15 protein-coding genes and 1 other RNA gene are annotated in these 17,506 nt (G+C 45.6%); 7 read left to right on the forward strand and 9 right to left on the reverse strand.

Annotated features, from left to right (window positions below; translation table 11 throughout):
* Positions 1 to 42: 42 nt before the first annotated feature.
* From VM802_RS21345 to VM802_RS21360, 4 genes are read right to left on the reverse strand one after another with little or no spacing between them, the layout of a single operon-like run.
* Complete coding sequence (locus tag VM802_RS21345; RefSeq protein WP_325534359.1) at positions 43 to 1,023, reverse strand: AAA family ATPase; 981 nt, start codon at positions 1,021 to 1,023, stop codon at positions 43 to 45.
* Positions 1,023 to 2,255: a DUF4350 domain-containing protein gene (locus VM802_RS21350; RefSeq protein ID WP_325534361.1), complete on the reverse strand. Its 1,233-nt coding sequence runs from the start codon at positions 2,253 to 2,255 to the stop codon at positions 1,023 to 1,025. Before VM802_RS21350 ends, VM802_RS21345 begins: the two co-directional genes overlap by 1 nt.
* Positions 2,252 to 2,989 carry a hypothetical protein gene (locus VM802_RS21355; protein ID WP_325534363.1) on the reverse strand — a complete coding sequence of 246 codons (738 nt, stop codon included), beginning with the start codon at positions 2,987 to 2,989 and terminating at the stop codon, positions 2,252 to 2,254. The genes VM802_RS21350 and VM802_RS21355 overlap by 4 nt, the downstream gene beginning before the upstream one ends.
* The gene (locus VM802_RS21360) at positions 2,986 to 3,987 is read right to left on the reverse strand and encodes a stage II sporulation protein M (RefSeq protein WP_325534365.1); all 1,002 of its coding nucleotides are present in this window, start codon (positions 3,985 to 3,987) and stop codon (positions 2,986 to 2,988) included. The genes VM802_RS21355 and VM802_RS21360 overlap by 4 nt, the downstream gene beginning before the upstream one ends.
* A gap of 120 nt (positions 3,988 to 4,107) precedes the next feature.
* Between VM802_RS21360 and VM802_RS21365 the strand changes: the two genes are divergently transcribed.
* Entirely contained in the window at positions 4,108 to 4,851 is a 744-nt protein-coding gene (locus VM802_RS21365) for an RDD family protein (RefSeq protein ID WP_325534367.1), read from the forward strand.
* Between the two features lie 133 nt (positions 4,852 to 4,984).
* Here the strand turns inward: VM802_RS21365 and VM802_RS21370 are convergent, their stop codons facing one another.
* Positions 4,985 to 5,419 carry a DUF5684 domain-containing protein gene (locus VM802_RS21370; protein WP_325534369.1) on the reverse strand — a complete coding sequence of 145 codons (435 nt, stop codon included), beginning with the start codon at positions 5,417 to 5,419 and terminating at the stop codon, positions 4,985 to 4,987.
* A 172-nt stretch (positions 5,420 to 5,591) separates the two neighbouring features.
* Between VM802_RS21370 and ffs the strand changes: the two genes are divergently transcribed.
* The 5 genes from ffs (at position 5,592) to VM802_RS21395 (ending at position 10,402) form a co-directional block, all read left to right on the forward strand.
* Positions 5,592 to 5,691, forward strand: an RNA gene (gene ffs / locus VM802_RS21375) — signal recognition particle sRNA small type.
* A gap of 123 nt (positions 5,692 to 5,814) precedes the next feature.
* Positions 5,815 to 6,471, forward strand: coding sequence for a fructose-6-phosphate aldolase (fsa, locus tag VM802_RS21380; RefSeq protein WP_325534371.1), 657 nt, complete (start codon positions 5,815 to 5,817; stop codon positions 6,469 to 6,471).
* Between the two features lie 93 nt (positions 6,472 to 6,564).
* Positions 6,565 to 8,064 carry a glycerol kinase GlpK gene (glpK, locus tag VM802_RS21385; RefSeq protein WP_325534373.1) on the forward strand — a complete coding sequence of 500 codons (1,500 nt, stop codon included), beginning with the start codon at positions 6,565 to 6,567 and terminating at the stop codon, positions 8,062 to 8,064.
* 34 nt (positions 8,065 to 8,098) lie between these two features.
* A complete protein-coding gene (locus VM802_RS21390; RefSeq protein WP_325534375.1) occupies positions 8,099 to 8,803 on the forward strand; it encodes an MIP/aquaporin family protein in 705 nt (234 codons plus the stop codon).
* A 285-nt stretch (positions 8,804 to 9,088) separates the two neighbouring features.
* A complete protein-coding gene (locus VM802_RS21395; RefSeq protein WP_325534377.1) occupies positions 9,089 to 10,402 on the forward strand; it encodes an NAD(P)/FAD-dependent oxidoreductase in 1,314 nt (437 codons plus the stop codon).
* 87 nt (positions 10,403 to 10,489) lie between these two features.
* Here VM802_RS21395 and VM802_RS21400 read toward each other — a convergent pair whose 3' ends face one another.
* Both VM802_RS21400 and VM802_RS21405 read right to left on the reverse strand, forming a co-directional pair.
* Entirely contained in the window at positions 10,490 to 11,269 is a 780-nt protein-coding gene (locus tag VM802_RS21400; protein WP_325534379.1) for a M57 family metalloprotease, read from the reverse strand.
* A gap of 323 nt (positions 11,270 to 11,592) precedes the next feature.
* Positions 11,593 to 12,885 (reverse strand): type IX secretion system plug protein, encoded by a 1,293-nt coding sequence (locus VM802_RS21405; protein ID WP_325534381.1) that lies wholly within the window; start codon positions 12,883 to 12,885, stop codon positions 11,593 to 11,595.
* An 80-nt stretch (positions 12,886 to 12,965) separates the two neighbouring features.
* Here VM802_RS21405 and VM802_RS21410 point away from each other — a divergent pair, with 80 nt between their 5' ends.
* Positions 12,966 to 14,201, forward strand: a complete 1,236-nt coding sequence (locus tag VM802_RS21410) for an FtsX-like permease family protein (protein ID WP_325534383.1) — start codon at positions 12,966 to 12,968, stop codon at positions 14,199 to 14,201.
* Positions 14,202 to 14,204: 3 nt separating this feature from the next.
* On the opposite strand, the gene VM802_RS21415 is transcribed toward VM802_RS21410, so the two are convergent.
* Together VM802_RS21415 and VM802_RS21420 are read right to left on the reverse strand one after the other, a co-directional pair.
* A complete protein-coding gene (locus VM802_RS21415) occupies positions 14,205 to 16,445 on the reverse strand; it encodes a hypothetical protein (RefSeq protein ID WP_325534385.1) in 2,241 nt (746 codons plus the stop codon).
* 25 nt (positions 16,446 to 16,470) lie between these two features.
* Positions 16,471 to 17,499 carry a hypothetical protein gene (locus tag VM802_RS21420; protein WP_325534387.1) on the reverse strand — a complete coding sequence of 343 codons (1,029 nt, stop codon included), beginning with the start codon at positions 17,497 to 17,499 and terminating at the stop codon, positions 16,471 to 16,473.
* Between the last annotated feature and the right edge of the window lie 7 nt (positions 17,500 to 17,506).

Below are 17,506 nucleotides of genomic sequence, written 5' to 3' on the forward strand. Positions count from 1 at the left end.
CAGTTAACTTCAGCTATTAATCTCACAGCTAACTGCTGCCAACTATCTTGGTATTTCCACCATCTTGATGATCTGTGCAATTACATCGTCTGTTCTGATGCCTTCCATTTCTTTCTCAGGCGTCAGCATAATACGATGGCGCAACACATGCGGTACCATTTCCACCACATCTTCAGGTATTACGAAATCGCGGTTGCGCATAGCTGCAATCGCTTTCGCACAATTCATAACGGCAATGGATGCACGGGGAGATGCGCCCAGGTACAGGGAAGCATTCATCCGCGTTTCGTGAATAATGGAAGCGATGTAATGCAGTAACTTATCATCCACACGCACCTGGCGTACCAGCTGCTGGAACTCAATAATCTGTGTGGCGGTAAGTACTTTCTCTATCACGTGAATGAGATCTGTGGTACCATTGAACTGATGAATACTTTGCAGCACGGCCACCTCTTCCTGCAAATCCGGATACTTCACTTCTATTTTGAACAGAAAACGGTCCAGCTGCGCTTCCGGCAGACGGTAAGTACCTTCCTGCTCTATAGGGTTCTGCGTGGCTATCACCATGAAAGGTCGGTCCAGTGAGTAAGTAATGCCATCATTGGTGATCTGTCGTTCTTCCATCACCTCAAACAGGGCCGACTGTGTTTTGGCCGGGGCCCGGTTAATCTCATCAATCAGCACGAGGTTACTGAAAACAGGACCTTTTTTATATTCAAATTCACGTGTCTGCGGGTTGAATACGGAAGTACCCAATACGTCTGCCGGCATCAGGTCCGGGGTGAACTGTATCCTGGAAAAGTTCGCGTCTACGCATTGCGCCAGCAGCTTGGCCGTTAAAGTCTTTGCAACGCCGGGCACCCCTTCAATGAGCACATGGCCCTGGGTAAGTAGTCCCGCTATCAGCAGGTCTACCATCTGGTGCTGCCCTACTATCACTTTCCCGATTTGTTCCCTTACAGCCTCCACGCCTGCATGCAGGGCGGTATAATCTGTACGTGGGTGAAAGGTATTGGTATCCATTACTTAGTATTTAAATAAAAAAGTTGAATGCGGTTATATAATTCGCGCAGCTGCTCATCACTGACATGACCATCCAGCTGCACGCTGTGAATCATCTGTAATAAAGTGCTGATATCAGTATCGGCTACGCCGGATTTTTTTGACAACGCTTCCACGAACTGTTCGTTCAGTTCGTGCGTATTGATATAATAATGCGTGCGCACATATTCCAGGAAATGCACGATCATCTTATGCGCCAGGTTGTAGTTGTCGTGCTGCTGATAATACAGCTGTCCGATAGCGTCCACAAACTCAAGGGACGTATTGGTAAGCGGTACCTTATCGGGAATGATCCTTTGTCTGCGTTTACTTTCAAAGATCACATAGATTAGCATCAGTACAATAGCCAGCCACAAAGCCCAACGCATAGCCGGATAGCGCATCAGCACCTGCCACTCACTGAAATCGCCGTCAGAGTGCGGACCAGTGAGATGCGAATAGAAATCATCCCAGAAGAGGTTGCCTACATCCGCCGGCAGGTATGACAACTGTGTTTCCAGCGCTGCCACATTCTGCTTATGCAGCAGGAAGTAGTTCGTGAACGTATACGGATTCAGGGAAACATAGATGTATCCTTCAGCGTAATTGACGCGGATAAAGTTGATCTTTCCTTTATAGTTGGTACCCAACACCTGAATAGGCACATAAGTAGAATCTATCTGAGAAAAATAACTACCGCTGATCATACCTGCATAGCTGAAGGCAGTATCCACAGGTATTGCAGCATCTTTGAACCGCTGGGCGTCCATGATCTTCTTAAACTGCTGGTGCTCACCGTCAACCACTGCCACCTGCAGCTTCTTTGCCAACGCACTGTCCATCTCATTGGCAGCTATAAACAGTATGTTTCCCACAGATACATAATTGAACAGCGCTTCAATATCTTTCTCTGAAGTATACAGATGATCAGCAACAATAATATAGGCATTGCCGGGATAGTTCAGCTCCTTGTTCTTATTGAAGCTTGTGGCAAAGGGTTTGGTTACCACCTGCACGGAATGACGCTGAAATAATTCCGGCAGCATCTTATAGGCAGCATAGGCTCCTCCCGCTTTCTTATCGCGGTAAAAGAAAGTAGATGCTTCCATATCGGTAGTCTGTGTTTCTTCCTTGCGGGGCAGATTACCAACAACGAGCAGTATGAATATCAGCAGCCCGAATGCAGCTATTGCAATATAGATGGCCTTTTTCACGAATCTTTTCCTAAAATGTTATTAAAATCCCTGAACTGTCTGTCTATCTCTCTGTAATTTTCTTCACTCACATTAAATCCTCCGTACCAGATATATTCATAGTTCATAGTCAGGGTTGAAAATGTTTTATAATAAGGCGTATTGCGTATGCCTCGCACATAGTCATTGTTCGTTTTCTCTCTTGAAGGAGCTATCAGCTGTCGGTTGGCTAACTGAAACAATGTATAGAGATACCACCAGCGCACTGCCTGTCGGATATCTCCATCCTTCACGGCCGCCTTTATTTTCTCTTCATATTCTTTTGATGACTGCAACGATTCGTCCTGCAGCTCTTCTACTCCATCTATCAACTTAGGCTTACGGAATATGCTGATACCATTGTTTCTCATGAATGTATGTAACAACCATCCCAGCCCCCCTATCAGCAAAACGATCACTACTATCTTAATAACATGACGGAGTGAGATCAGCACCTCGAATATCTTCATCAGAAAAGTTAACCTCGGCGGCTCCACTTCTTTTACATCCTTATCATGATATTGTAGCTTCTTATCGGCTTTCAGCCGTTGTACCACTTCGTCCGGAACCTTTCGCCTGTCGTACAGAGGCGCATATTCAGCCGTCTCCGCCTGTATAGTACTGTCCTGGTCCTGCGCAATACCTGTCACGGGGGAATATAGCAGTAAAAGCAGCAGCGTTCTTATCCAATATTTTCTGAGTGCAATAATTTTCATGGTAACTGCTTTGATCGCATAAACGGTGTCAATACTTTCCCTTCAGCGCTCAGCGCATAACCTTTGCGATGCAGGTAAATGGGATAGAAGATAAAATACCCAAGGATGAAAGTCAGGGAAGCCAGCAGGATAAAAAGGCTCAATGCCAATGGCATGGTAGTATAACGGGTTACAAAGCCTTCGAGGAAAGCCGCTACAGTTAATATAGGCACCAGTGTTACCATAATCTTTATACCATCTTTTGCGCCTTTACGCAAAGCATCCACACGTTTGCGTGTACCGGGAAACAGGATACTGGCGCCCAGTATAATACCGGCGCATCCGGCAATCACAATGCTGGAGATCTCAAGCGTACCATGTATCCATATCACCAGCACTGATTTAAATCCGAGACCATGCGCAAAGAACAGAAACTGGAATACTCCTAACATGATAGCATTCTTCATCAGAAAATATAATGACCCTACTCCCAGGAAAATACCGCCTATGAAGCAGAAGAAAGCCACCTGAATATTATTATTAGCAATCCATACAAACATCCATACCGGATTCTCTCTTTTATATACGCCAAAGGGATCTCCTGCAGCAATATTACGCTCAGTCATGTTTACATATTCATCACCCAGCACACCGCGTACAAATGTCTCATCATGAGCGGCAGAGAAAGCGCCTATGATACAGAACAACAGGAAGAAGCACAATGTGAACAGCAATAGCTTATGATATTTGCGGAACAGTAATGGCAACTCATATCGAAAGAAAAGCTGAAAACGACCTACCTCTTCTCTACGGTTCTGGTAAATACGTTGATATATGCCTGCGGCGATACCATTGATATAGCGGGTTACCTTACTAAAGCTGTAAAATGTTTTGGCATAGGAGAGATCATCCAACAGCGACACAAAACGCTCTGCCATCTCATCTGGGTCATCTGTGTGTTCCTCCTGGTATTTTTTCCAGCGGGACAGATTTTTCTTAATAAACAATGATTCTCTCATAGTGAGTCATTCCCTTTTTTAATCCTCATAGCTACCTTAGCGTAACGGGTTACTGACGGGGATGTCCAGGCAAACATACTAAACGTTAAACAATATATAAACTAATATGTAAATTTGAACATGAGCAATATAAAAATACCCACCTCATTCAATATAGACCTGGAGTTTGAAACGGCGGATGTAATGCGCCGTTTTTTCGCATGGCTGATCGATTTTGGTATAAGATTGTGTTATTACCTGTTTGTACTGCTGACGCTTACCTCATTCCGGATGAGTTATGAAGGAAATGCAGTGCTGTATATTCTGGTGATCTCTATTCCTGTCATGTCTTATTTCCTTGTAACGGAAATAGCGATGGGCGGACAGACACCAGGCAAGAAAATACTACAGATGAAAGTGGTGAGCCTTACCGGCAATCAGCCAACCATCAGCCAGCACCTGATACGCTGGATATTCAGACTGATAGAATCCCCGTTGATGGTCTGGGCGATGTTTATTCCCGTGATCATTCCGGCAGTATCAATGGCCAGGTCGCCGTACACACAGCGGCTGGGCGACGTAGTGGCCGGTACAATTGTTATCAGCACCAGGCGGAAAGGCAGCATTGAAGAAACCATCTTCAGAGATATGTCTGAAATAGACTATCAGCCACAGTTCCCACAAATCATGAAATTATCCGACAGGGATATGAATAAGGTAAAGGATCTGCTGGACAGAGCGCTGAAGGCCCGGGATCACGAGCTGGCGGCGCGCGTGGCCAGCCGTGTCAAGGAAGTACTGCATATAGAGTCAGATCTTCCGGACACCAGCTTTCTCGAAACAGTACTGAATGATTATAACTATTATACAACGAGGAACAGCTAAGTATTTTTTTATGTGGTTATTTTTTATTTGGCTATTTATAAATGCAGCGCAAGTTGATATTTGTTGAACATAACATGATCTCCGCTGCATTTATAAATAGCCAAATAAAAAAATAACCACATAAAAAAATTAATCAGGCCGGTTTCTGACCAATCGCGTTAATCTCGTCGAAAGGATTATTCTTGTTCGGATCGCCGGCAGGCCCGTGATACACAATGGTACGGTCAAACGCCATGATAGCGTAAAATATGGGAGACAGAAAAAGTAATCCCAGCGTAAAACCTATATCTTTTCCAAAACTTTTGCTGAGTAGGTTGGTTGCCCATATAGCGAAAATGATGTTCACCAGGGGTATACAGAATAATAACAGCCACCACCAAGGCTTACCTACTATTTTCAGCAGGATATAAATATTATAAATCGGGATGAGAGATGCCCAGCCAGCCTGTCCTGCTTTGGTATATATTTTCCAATGGCAAATAATGACAAAGACTGCTAAACCAAGGCAAAAGAGAACAAACGGAAGCGCGAATAGCGCATATACCGCACTGTCTTGGGATGTTTCCATAATGTAAGTAGGTTTTAAGGGTAAATAAACGGGTACATGACAAACTCTGCTTATACATAGTTCGCAGATTAAAAATAGAAAATGAATTTGCATTCTCCACCTTTTAAAAATTTTTTTATCGTTATTTCTTTATAAAATTTGGATTTTCATAGGATTCCATTACCTTTGCAACCGGCAAGTCTTATACGACCAGCTCCTGCTGAACTCCCCCAGGACAGGAATGTAGCAAGGGTAGGCGGTTGTAGCGGTGCGATATAAGTAACTTGCCTTTTTTCTTTTAAAGGTCATTAGTTGCTTGTCAATAGTCATCTGGTTGCTATTAACTTCACCTCCTCTTAACTAATGACAGAGCACTCCTCCATGATGAATTTTTTCCGGACAAAATAATATATAGTATGAAATTCTTTATCGATACAGCTAATCTGGCACAGATTCAGGAGGCTCACGATCTCGGTGTTCTGGATGGTGTTACCACCAATCCTTCCCTGATGGCCAAAGAAGGTATTAAGGGAGAAGCGGCTATTATGAAACACTACGAAGCTATCTGCGAAATCGTAGACGGCGGTGATGTAAGTGCAGAAGTAATTTCTACTGAATATAACGCCATCATCGAAGAAGGCAAGAAACTCGCTGCCATTCACCCCAACATCGTGGTGAAAGTACCGATGATCAAAGACGGCGTTAAAGCCATCAGATGGTTTACTGAAAACGGTATCAGAACAAACTGCACATTGGTATTCTCTGCTGGTCAGGCTATCCTGGCTGCAAAAGCAGGCGCAGCTTATGTGTCTCCCTTCATCGGTCGTATTGACGACAGTAACTGGGACGGTGTTGAACTGATCGCCCAGATTTCCCAGATCTACAGCATACAGGGCTTCAAAACTGAAATCCTCGCAGCATCCATCCGTAACGCACTCCACATTGTTAGATGTGCTGAAGTAGGCGCTGACGTATGTACATGCCCGTTAGATTCTATCCTTGGCCTGCTGAAACATCCTTTAACGGATATCGGCCTGGCTAAATTCCTCGAAGATGCCAAAAAGACCATGTAGTCTTTAATATATTTTTTAGATGGTGTATCCCCGGTGCAGCTTTTGCGCCGGGGATTTTTTTTCGTTATATTGTTATTCCTAAAATTTAACCGGATGGAGAAATATATTCTCTCTTTAGACCAGGGCACCACCAGCTCACGCGCCATCATCTTCGATCACCACGGAAGTATCAAGGCTACAGCACAGAAAGAATTCAAACAGATATTCCCGCAACCCGGATGGGTAGAACACGACGCCATGGAAATATGGACCTCCCAGGCCAGCGTTGCCGCAGAAGTATTGCTGAAAGCACGTATCACCGGCGAACAGATAGCCGCCATCGGCATCACCAATCAACGTGAAACCACCATCGTATGGGACAGAAACACCGGCAAACCCATACATAACGCAATCGTATGGCAGGACCGCCGCACAGCCGCTTACTGTGATACCCTGAAAAAAGAAGGGAAAGAACAATTGATCAGAGACAAAACCGGACTCCTCATCGACGCCTATTTCTCCGCCACCAAAGTAAAATGGCTGCTGGACAATATTCCCGGCGCACGCGCCAAAGCCGCCAACGGCGAACTCGCATTCGGAACCGTAGATAGCTGGCTCGCCTGGAACTTCTCTAACGGAAAACTCCATATCACTGACGTAAGCAATGCTTCCCGCACGCTGTTGTTTAATATCCACGATATGAAATGGGATCAAGAGCTCCTGCAACTCTTCGATATACCCGCATCCATGTTACCGGAAGTAAAGCAGTCAAGCGAAGTATACGGTTATTCCGAAGCCACACTCACCCCGTATCGGATTCCCATTGCAGGCATCGCCGGCGATCAACAGGCCGCCCTGTTCGGACAGCTCTGCACTTCACCCGGTATGATAAAAAACACCTATGGCACCGGCTGCTTCATGGTGCTCAATACCGGCTCCAAACCCATTCCATCTAAAAATAATCTGCTCACCACCGTCGCCTGGCAGATAAATGGAAAAACAAGCTACGCACTGGAAGGCAGCATCTTCATCGGCGGCGCCGTTGTACAATGGCTCCGTGATGGCCTCGCTATCATCCGCCACTCTGCCGATGTGGAAAACCTCGCCGCTACAGTACCCGACAGCGACGGCGTATACCTCGTACCGGCCTTTGCCGGACTAGGCGCCCCCTACTGGAACCAACATGCACGCGGCACCATGGTAGGATTAACACGCGGCTCCACAGCTGCACATGTATCCCGCGCTGCGCTCGACAGTATCGCATTCCAAACAAGAGACGTACTCAAAGCTATGGAAGCCGATGCAGGTGTAACCATCAGCGAATTGCGTGTAGATGGCGGCGCTACCAAAAATAATCTGCTCATGCAATTCCAGGCAGATCTGCTCAATGCACGTGTAATACGCCCCGTGATTACAGAAACCACCGCCCTCGGCGCCGCTTACCTCGCCGGCCTCGCAGTAGGCTTCTGGGATAGCATCGAAACCCTCACCGGTCAATGGCAGAAAGATGCCACCTTCACGCCTCAGATGGAAGAGCAGAAACGCAACAAACTGTGCAAAGACTGGAAACGCGCCATCCGTGCAGCTCAGGCTTGGACCGAAGATGTAGAATAATCCATGTTATTGATCACTTATACTCATTATGCAGATGTCTCCTTTTTTGGCCGAAATGATCGGAACAGCGTTCATCATTGTGCTCGGTGATGGCGTTGTTGCCAACGTAATCCTCGATAAGTCCAAAGGCAACCAGGGCGGCTGGATCACCATCACCATGGGATGGGCCATGGCCGTATTTATTGGCGTATACAGTGCCGCGCAGTACAGCGGTGCGCATCTCAACCCCGCCATCACTTTTGCCCTGGCGCTCAAAGGCGATTTTCCCTGGGAGCAGGTGCCCACCTATATTACTGCTCAGATGCTCGGCGCAATGGCTGGCGCATTCCTCGTCTGGGTTATCTACAAAAAACACTTCGATGCCACCGTTGATGCAGCTACCAAACTAGGCGTCTTCTGTACAATACCAGCTATACGAAATCCGTGGTATAATTTCCTCACTGAATTTGCAGCCACACTTGTATTTGTACTGGCCGTATTCTTCATCAGCAAACCTACCACTGGGCTAGGTTCACTGGACGCCCTGCCCGTGGCTTTTGTGGTGCTGGCAATCGGCCTCTCACTCGGCGGACCAACAGGCTATGCCATCAATCCCGCCAGAGACCTGGGCCCTAGAATTATGCACGCCATACTACCCATCTCTCATAAGGGAAGCAGTGACTGGCGCTACTCCTGGATACCCATCGCCGGACCACTTACCGGCGCTGCCGCAGCAGCGCTTCTCTTCTACTACTTATAATCACATAAATGATTTGATACTTCTCATATACCAGGATAATGGCATTAATGATAAACAAAAGGCCCGTTTAGTATTATTCTAAATGGGCCTTTCGCTTTAATCTTCATACATCAGAAGAATCCGATTAATCACACAAATCATAGTTTAATTTCATTTTTTTCTGAAAGTTCCGTAATTTTGATATTATTCAACACTGGTACAACATTTGACGAACTGCCATAAGGTACCTGTTGTTTAATAGACAGCAAACGATTTCTGCATTTGCGTTATATAAACAGATGAATTATGATCCAGCCCAACATTCCGGCGACAACGAAACCGCGCGTAGTTATTGTAGGTGGTGGCTTTGGTGGCGTTAACCTTGCCAAACAACTCAAGCATGCCCCCGTTCAGGTAGTTTTATTAGACAGAAACAATTATCATCTATTTCAACCTCTGCTATACCAGGTATCTACTGCCGGCCTCGAACCGGACAGTATTGCCTTCCCGCTCCGGGGCATTTTCAGAAAGCAGAAAAATCTCGTATTCCGCATGGCGGAAGTAACAGGAATAAGAGCTACTGAAAATATCCTGGAAACAGGTATCGGGGAAATATCCTACGACTACCTGGTGTTTGCCACCGGCAGCAATACCAATTTCTTCGGCAATAAAAATATTGAAGAACATGCCATTGGAATGAAATCACTCATCGAAGCAGTACAAATCAGGAACTATGTAATAAAACAATTTGAAGAAAGCCTGCTGCTGAAAGATCCCGAAGAGATAAGGCCAAAGCTCAACTTCGTGATGGTGGGTGGTGGCCCTACAGGAGTAGAACTGGCAGGCGCCTTCGCCGAACTCCGCAAGTACATCATGCCGAAAGACTACCCCGATCTGCCACAAGATCTGATGAACATCTATCTCATTGAAGCCGGTCCCAGACTACTGGCATCATTCAGTGAAAAAACATCTGAAAAAACACTCAAAGGTTTACAGGAACTCGGTGTACGTGTGATGTGTAACACCGGCGTAAAAGAATACGATGGTTCCATTGTAACACTTAGCAACGGCCAGCAGATCAAAAGCCAGTCGCTCCTATGGTCCGCTGGCGTAAAAGGGGTGCCTCTAACAGGTTTGCCACAGGATATACTATTACCCAATGGCAGAATACTCGTCAATGAATTCAACCAGGTAAAGGGATATACCAATGTATTTGCTATTGGTGACATAGCACAGATGACCAACGACCCTCGCTTCCCTAAAGGCTACCCAATGGTAGCACAGGTTGCCATACAACAGGGCCAGAATCTCGCCTCTAATATCCGTCATATACTGGAGAACAAACCGCTGAAAGGTTTCTATTACAAAGACCTCGGCAGTATGGCCACCATCGGCCGCAACAGAGCCGTGGCAGAGATTTCCAACATACGCCTCAGCGGCTACCTCGCCTGGATCGTGTGGATGATCGTACACCTCATGAGCCTCCTTGGTTTCAGAAATAAACTGGTTGTATTTATTAACTGGTTCTACCGCTATTTCACCTACGAAAGAGGTACACGTATCATCATCAAACGTGGTGCCGCCAATATCGTGAAGCTGCGACAAACAGTCGGAGTGTGACTATGATTATTTTTGATGCTTGCATTGAACTAAAGGGCTGGTTGAAAATCCTTTCAACCAGCCCTGAAACTTTTTTCTTCTTGCAGTTTATTGCGGATATAAAACCTGCGTTGCACGAATATCTCCGTTCGTAAATCCGTTCCATGGGAGCACGAATGAATTCATCACAGAGTTCGGATCTACAGAAGGCGTTCCGGGTATTAATGTACCACCCTGATCGGTGTGAAGAAAGCCAATTGTATGGCCAAACTCATGGGTTATTGCGAACAACTTCTCGCTGGGGTCAAGGTCATTGTATCTGCCATTAATTTCTACAGTTACACCAGGCCTGCTATTTTGTTCCGGTAAATAAGCCCTCGCGATCCAGCTCGCATCTTCATAACCCATAAAAACCTGAGTGTTTGCACTGGCCTGATTGTTTACAATAGACATCCCAAGACGGGTACCATTCACAGCGTTCCAGTTGTCCACTGCTCCCTGAATAGCATCTCTCCAGTTGTCAGGTACTGCAGGATCAATGTAGAACTTAATGTTGGTATTGTAAGCATTGCTTACAATATAAGTACCCCTCCGTTGTTCTGTTTGGGGAACACCAGACTGCATTTCTCTTTTCCAGGTAGCAACACGTTGCTCAAGGTCAGAGGTAGTCATGACAATATCATTTTCGATAACAACGCGGTCTTTATCAAAGACAATACGTTGTCCGTCAAATCCCCGGCTTACCAGGTAATTGGTCATTTCCTTTACATCAGGTGTTGGCGATAAGCCGCTTACGTCCTTATCGTTCTTTGAACAGGAAGAGAAGAAAAGCATTAAAGATGCAAGACAGATTGCGAAGCCAGCATGGGCTCCAGTACAGTGTTTCATGTTGGATTTAATTTGGTTGAAAAAAGAATTACGGACTAAAACTAAAACCGGCAACAGCAATATCTTAGCAGTATCAATAAATGATTATTAACCTTCTCGCAATTCATTTTAAAGCATGTTAAAACCACAACTTGCGAGGCCAAATCCGCCTAATTATGCAAGCACTCCTAACTATAAACAACCAAAATCATCCAGTTAGGTTGTAAAAAACAACAGAGGATGTTTCAAACAAGAAACATCCTCTGTTGCTTTTTACAATTATTTATCTTTCTACATCACCTCCGCTCATCAGGACAATCACAATGATCAAAAAAATCACAGTCCTATTTGCGGTTCAGTATAGAATTCAATGTTACGCTGGACACCAGTTCATCTGCTCTGCCCCCAAGTGGACGAAAGTATAACAGGATCGTGTAATTGTTTTCTGTTTCCCAGTAGTTACCTTCTGTAAGTTCTGAATCAAACTTCGCATTGGGAATAGTTTTATCAACGAGCCCGTAAATGTAGTTATAGTACCCCTGCTTCAGGAAAAGCGATCCTTCATAAGCACGGGTAGCGCCATTGTAGATAAGTTTGCTCTTGTCGTTCAGCTCATAATCGGTCATTTGCCCGAGAATGTACATATCGTAACCGGCGTATGGCTCTGGCGCTGCGAAAGAGAAATGTACAGTTGCATAATCTCCTTCAAAATCAGGATTATAATTTTCCAGTGTAGCCAGGTAATAAAGACCGTTGATGTCTTTGATAAACTGGTATACCTTATCGGCTCTTTCATGATCTGTAACGGCATATACATCTGTGCTCTTTGCGTGGTATTCTGAACGTTCCACCCTTTCCGTCTGAAGTCTGAAGCTGCGCAGATCTATCCAGCGGTATTCCTTTCCTCCAGGAACGATACAATTTAGTTCCGCATTATACTTTATCACATTTCCATTGATGTACTGTGGCCTTATATTAAACAAGGCATTGTCCCAACGGTAATTTTGCAGGATCACTACTTTCAGCTGATCAAAAGGATTCTGGATATTCAGGGAGCTGGTGTTGATCTCGAAGTTCACCTTCTGATTAGTGCGGAACAGCTTGGGATTCATCGGTTGCTGGATAAAACCACTGATACCCGCTTTATTTTCCACTACATACATACGGCGGGTAAATGCAAGCCGGGATGTATCGCTGTCCTGGTAAACCTTCAACAAATAGTTACCGGACTTTACGGGATAGCTGTTTGTACCCGGCAATTGTACACTGTAATGTGTATAACGCTGCAACGCTACGCTCGACAAACGGTAATTCAATATCCTGGTTTCAGAAAAGCCCCGCATATAATCAAACTGGTTCACCGCTGCCGGCGTCCAGTCCGCATTACAGAGGATAAAGGAATAGTAGTAGTTTTTTACATCATTGTCCATATCATCAAAAGACAACTCCAGCTTCTCCCCTGTTCCGATGGTATACATGGGCAGGCTTAGCGCATCGCCTGCCTGGTTAAACTTTACGGACCTGATATTATTCTGATAGATATGATCCGGGGTGATAACATCAACCTGGGCAGCTATACGACCGGAAAACAGGATCTGCATCAGGACAGATAAAAAAAGAAACGCTGCTATACGCATACTCATCATTTGATATTCTTCAAGTTACGATTAAAAGCTAATTCAGGAAAGTAATTCCTCATTTATATTACATTTGCTGCATGGGTTTATCATCATTTATTGCCAGACGAATTGCTTTCAATAAAGCATCCTCATTTTCTAAATTCATTATCAACATCGCCGTGGCTGCAACCGCAGTAAGCGTAGCCGTAATGATACTGGCAACAGCCCTGGTAAACGGTTTCCAGCAGGTAATCCAGGACAAGATCTTCAGCTTCTGGGGACATATCCGCGTCAACCAGTACCAACCAAATGCCGGCCCGCTGACTGAAGAGATTCCCTTCACTTACCGCCTTTCAATGGCCGACAGTATACGCAAGGTTCCCGGTGTTAAAACTGTCAGTAACTATGCCTCCAAATCGGCTATTATCAAGTCTGAAAAGGAAATAGACGGCATCATATTCAAAGGGGTCGATAGAAATTACGACTGGCCTCAATTACAGCGCTTCCTGCAAAGTGGCGCCATGCTTCACTATAACGACAGCAGCTATTCTCCGGAAATCATGATTTCCTCTACTATGGCCCAGGAGCTCCTGGTGAAGGTAAATGATAAAGTCATCATCTACTTCATCCAGGGAGGTGGTCTGCCGCCGCGTGCACGTAAACTCACCGTTGCCGGAATCTATAAAACCGGCATTGAAGAATATGATAAAACCTACGTCATCGGCGACCTTGGTCTGATACGCAAACTGAACGACTGGGAGCCTGACCAGATCGGCGGATATGAAATCACCGTTACCGATTACCGGAAGATGGATACCATCAGCCACACCATCGATAATACAATCCTCACCGATGCACTCTTCAGCCGTACTATCCGCGACATCTACCCCAACATCTTCGACTGGCTGCAACTGCAAAACCAGAACGAAGTGATTATTATCGTGATTATGACTATCGTAGCGGTGATCAATATGATTACGGCCATCCTGATCCTTATACTGGAGCGGACAAATATGGTGGGCATTCTCAAAGCACTGGGCATGCGCAACTGGAACATGCAGAGAATATTTATATTCCAGGCCGCCTATATCATTCTTATGGGTGTGATCATCGGTGACATCTTCGGATTGGGACTCGCATTGCTGCAACTACAGACCGGCTGGTTCAAACTGCCGGAAGAATCTTACTATATGTCAGTAGCCGCTATCTCCATCAACTGGATGGAGATAGCGCTGATCAACATGGGCACCATCGTAATCTGTGTAACAGTGCTGCTGATCCCATCCCTGATCATCCGACGGATCACACCTATGAAAGCTATTCAGTTCAAATAACGGTTACCTCCTGGTGCTTCTTACATAATCGCGCAGATAGCTGCACTGGCCGTATACCTGCTTGTAGAATTTCGTTTGTCCGTAATTCTTCATGAATACGGGGAAATAACGGTTACGTACCAACGCTGTATAGTAAGCCGTACTGTTCAGAAAGTTGGAAGTATGTTTTTGCGAACAACGCGCCGCCATGAAAAAGCATCTCGCCCTCAACTCCTGATCTGTAGCAGCCTGTGCTGCCTTCAGGTAATAACTCTCCGCTTCGTAGCACCCGAAATACTGTTTGGTGAAAGGGTCTTTTTCATGCTCCGTTCTGTACCAGCTGGTGGACGGTCTGTAATCCTTCAGAAAGGGCCAGCTTCTGCCGTAGTAGGAAATGTTGAATAATGCAGTGGCATATTCATAATACATTTTTGCGTCTACCGGTGTGGCTTTCATCTTCTCCTGCAACGCCAGCATGCGGTCGCAGAACTGCAGCTGATTGATCGGTTTCTTATGATATTGGTCGGCGGTATCTTCTCCGAAATCCTGCAACTGATCCTGGAATACCTGGTATGAAACGCTCTGCTTATTGGTCTTCCTGAACCACTCCTGTGCGTTTTTAAAATCGTGTACACGCAGATAGCTTACCCCAATGATGTTCGGCATATTTAATTCTTTCGGGAAAAAACCTGTCAGGTATGATTCGTAAGATGTCTTGGATGGCTGCTTCAGGAAATTGTACAGCTTCAGCAGCTCTCCCGAATTCATATCGTCTTTCACCAGTTCCCGGGCTGTAATACCGGATAAAAAGTAATCGTACATCTTCAGCGAATCAATACGACCTCTCACCAACGCTTCTTTCACGAGATCGCCCTGCATATGGTAACGCGGCGCCAGTATAGATCCCAACAGGTTGCGGTAGGTCTTGTCAAAGAAATACTTAGTTCCGTGATAATCCCATTCATTATCCTTTCTCTTATTCAGCTTGCCGTCCAGCCATTTGAAGGAGGCCAGCAGTTTTTCTTCGAATGCAGCATCTATAGTTTTTTGTTGATTGATGTTGACAAGAAGATTGACGATTTCCCATTGATCCTTTATAACGGGGTCCTTTATTTTGTCTTTGTCGAGCTTAGCTCTTGCAGTAGTGTAATCACGACGCAGGTAGGCCAGGTAGGCTGACGAAACCCTGAAAAGATCTTCGTTCTTCAGTCCGCGTTTTGCGAGTACTTCATCCAGCCAGTTTTCCAGCGGTTTCACGGCATTGTTCAGCGCCGCCGATTGTCCGGCAGTCAATGATTTTACTACGATAGAATCACTGGGTACGCCAAACTCATAGTTGAAGATCATGTCTTCCAACTTATTGACCTCTCTTGTCAATAACACCTCTAGCGCTGGTGAAGACGGATCAAAGTTATACACCTTCTTCAACGGAGAAAGATCAGGCTTCATAGGTGCGAACCCATAGATGGCCGCTACCATAGCTTTCTCGCGGTCATCTTTACATAATTTGTAAACATCCTGCTCTTTAGCGCCAGACCATGTAAGGCTCAGGTAACTGCTGAAGCGGATGGAAGGAGCTTTATCAAACACACGTGAAAACAGGTAGGCGCTCTGCACAGTATCCCTGAGATGCTGCAGCGCGCCAGCTTTCAAAGCCAGCGCTTTATAATATATCAACGAAGAAGCCGGACGGGTAAACAGCTCATCGAAAGATGCTACGGCATCCCTGTAATCAGTGTTATAATGCTGCAGCCTTACCAGCTGAAAAGCATAACGGTCACGGATATCTTTATTTTTAGTTTCTGCCAGGCCTGCTTTCGCATCCTCAAGCAGGCTGCTCAGCGTAAAAGATTCTCCTTTGGCTTTATCCCAGGGATCGGAATTGCTTACGGAAGGTTCACAGGTCTTGGCAAACACCAGGTAGCGGGCAGCTTCTTTGTCTTTCAGCAGGTATTGCGCGAAGCTGTTACGTTTCACGCTATCGGGCAGCACAGCGTTGTTGTCCAGTGCCACCGCCTGCATCTGATCGAACTTATAGGTGTAAATATATTCCCGTATATCCGGTGCCGTTATCTTACTGCCAGCATAGCGCTGCCATTCAGATACGTTCACGGATTCTTCAGTCGGTGTAATATCACCATAAAAACGGGACAGGGCAGTATAATAGAAAGGCTCATAACCTTGTCCTTTCGTGGCCGGATTAAAGAAGGAAATGTAGTAATCATACGGGTCCATATCCGGTCCGCAGGATACGGAGTAAATCACGTTGCCTAAAAATGCGAGGCAAAAGCTAATTGAAAAGACGATAAATTTTCTGTAATTCATCCAATGGATAATTATGAAGCGTTACTGAATCAAGATGATAAAAAATAATAACCGGGTTATATTGTTGCCTTTGCTGAGCTACCATCCGGGCAGCGGCTTCCAGCTCTTTATGGGTACTGGTTTCGCGGCGAATCGTGCTACCGGTGTGGAGATAATAACCATTCAGCAGCGTATCTTTCTTCACTGTGAATAATTGTTTTCCTGCTGGGGCAAACAATGCAGTATCATGCAGTTCTGCACTACCTACATTTCTCAGGATACCCTCATAACGCCCCTGATAGAATAATACCGTCCATTCAAACAAGGGTAAGGCAATGTCCAAAGGTAAAGGATATTCTGCAATACGGTTCTGCCCGATATAAGAGGCCAGTGTGCTGGGATCGATGATAGAATTATGATCACCCTCCTTACGCAGGTCGCCCATATTGTAGCACATCAGCAGCCCCTTTTCCACGGGGGGAATACCACTGCTGCCCACATATTTCACCTGGTGCATACGTATGGTGGCAGAAAGAAGATGTTCACGAACAAATGGTTGCCGCCGCAACGCTTGCAGAAACGCGAAGTAAACATCCCTGGAAGTCTTTGTCCAATCGCAATCCAATTGTATCTCCGGTATGCGGGCAGCAGGAATACTCCGGCAGAGGTGTTGCAGCAGCTGTGCCACTTTGGTAGCCAACGTCGTATCAGGATGTTCCCATACTTCGTTCATGAAAAACACAACGGGCACAATGTCCATACTGTCGGGCAATGGGACTTGCTGTCGGAAAACAGCCACGGGAACCGGCTGCTTCGTCATCTCATCTACGTCCACATCAAACATCTTTATATACAATCTACCCGCAGGTAACTGGCGCAGGTACGCATTCTCGGTGGCATTGCCCGTCCAGATACTTTTCCAGAAATAAAAAGCCGGTGTAACCTTACGCGGCACTGGATGTTTGCAGGCGGCCAACAGTAATAAAATACAGCACAGAAAGGTGACAGATCTCATAATGGGG

It is taken from the genome of Chitinophaga sp. (assembly GCF_035538455.1).
Lineage (GTDB): Bacteria > Bacteroidota > Bacteroidia > Chitinophagales > Chitinophagaceae > Chitinophaga.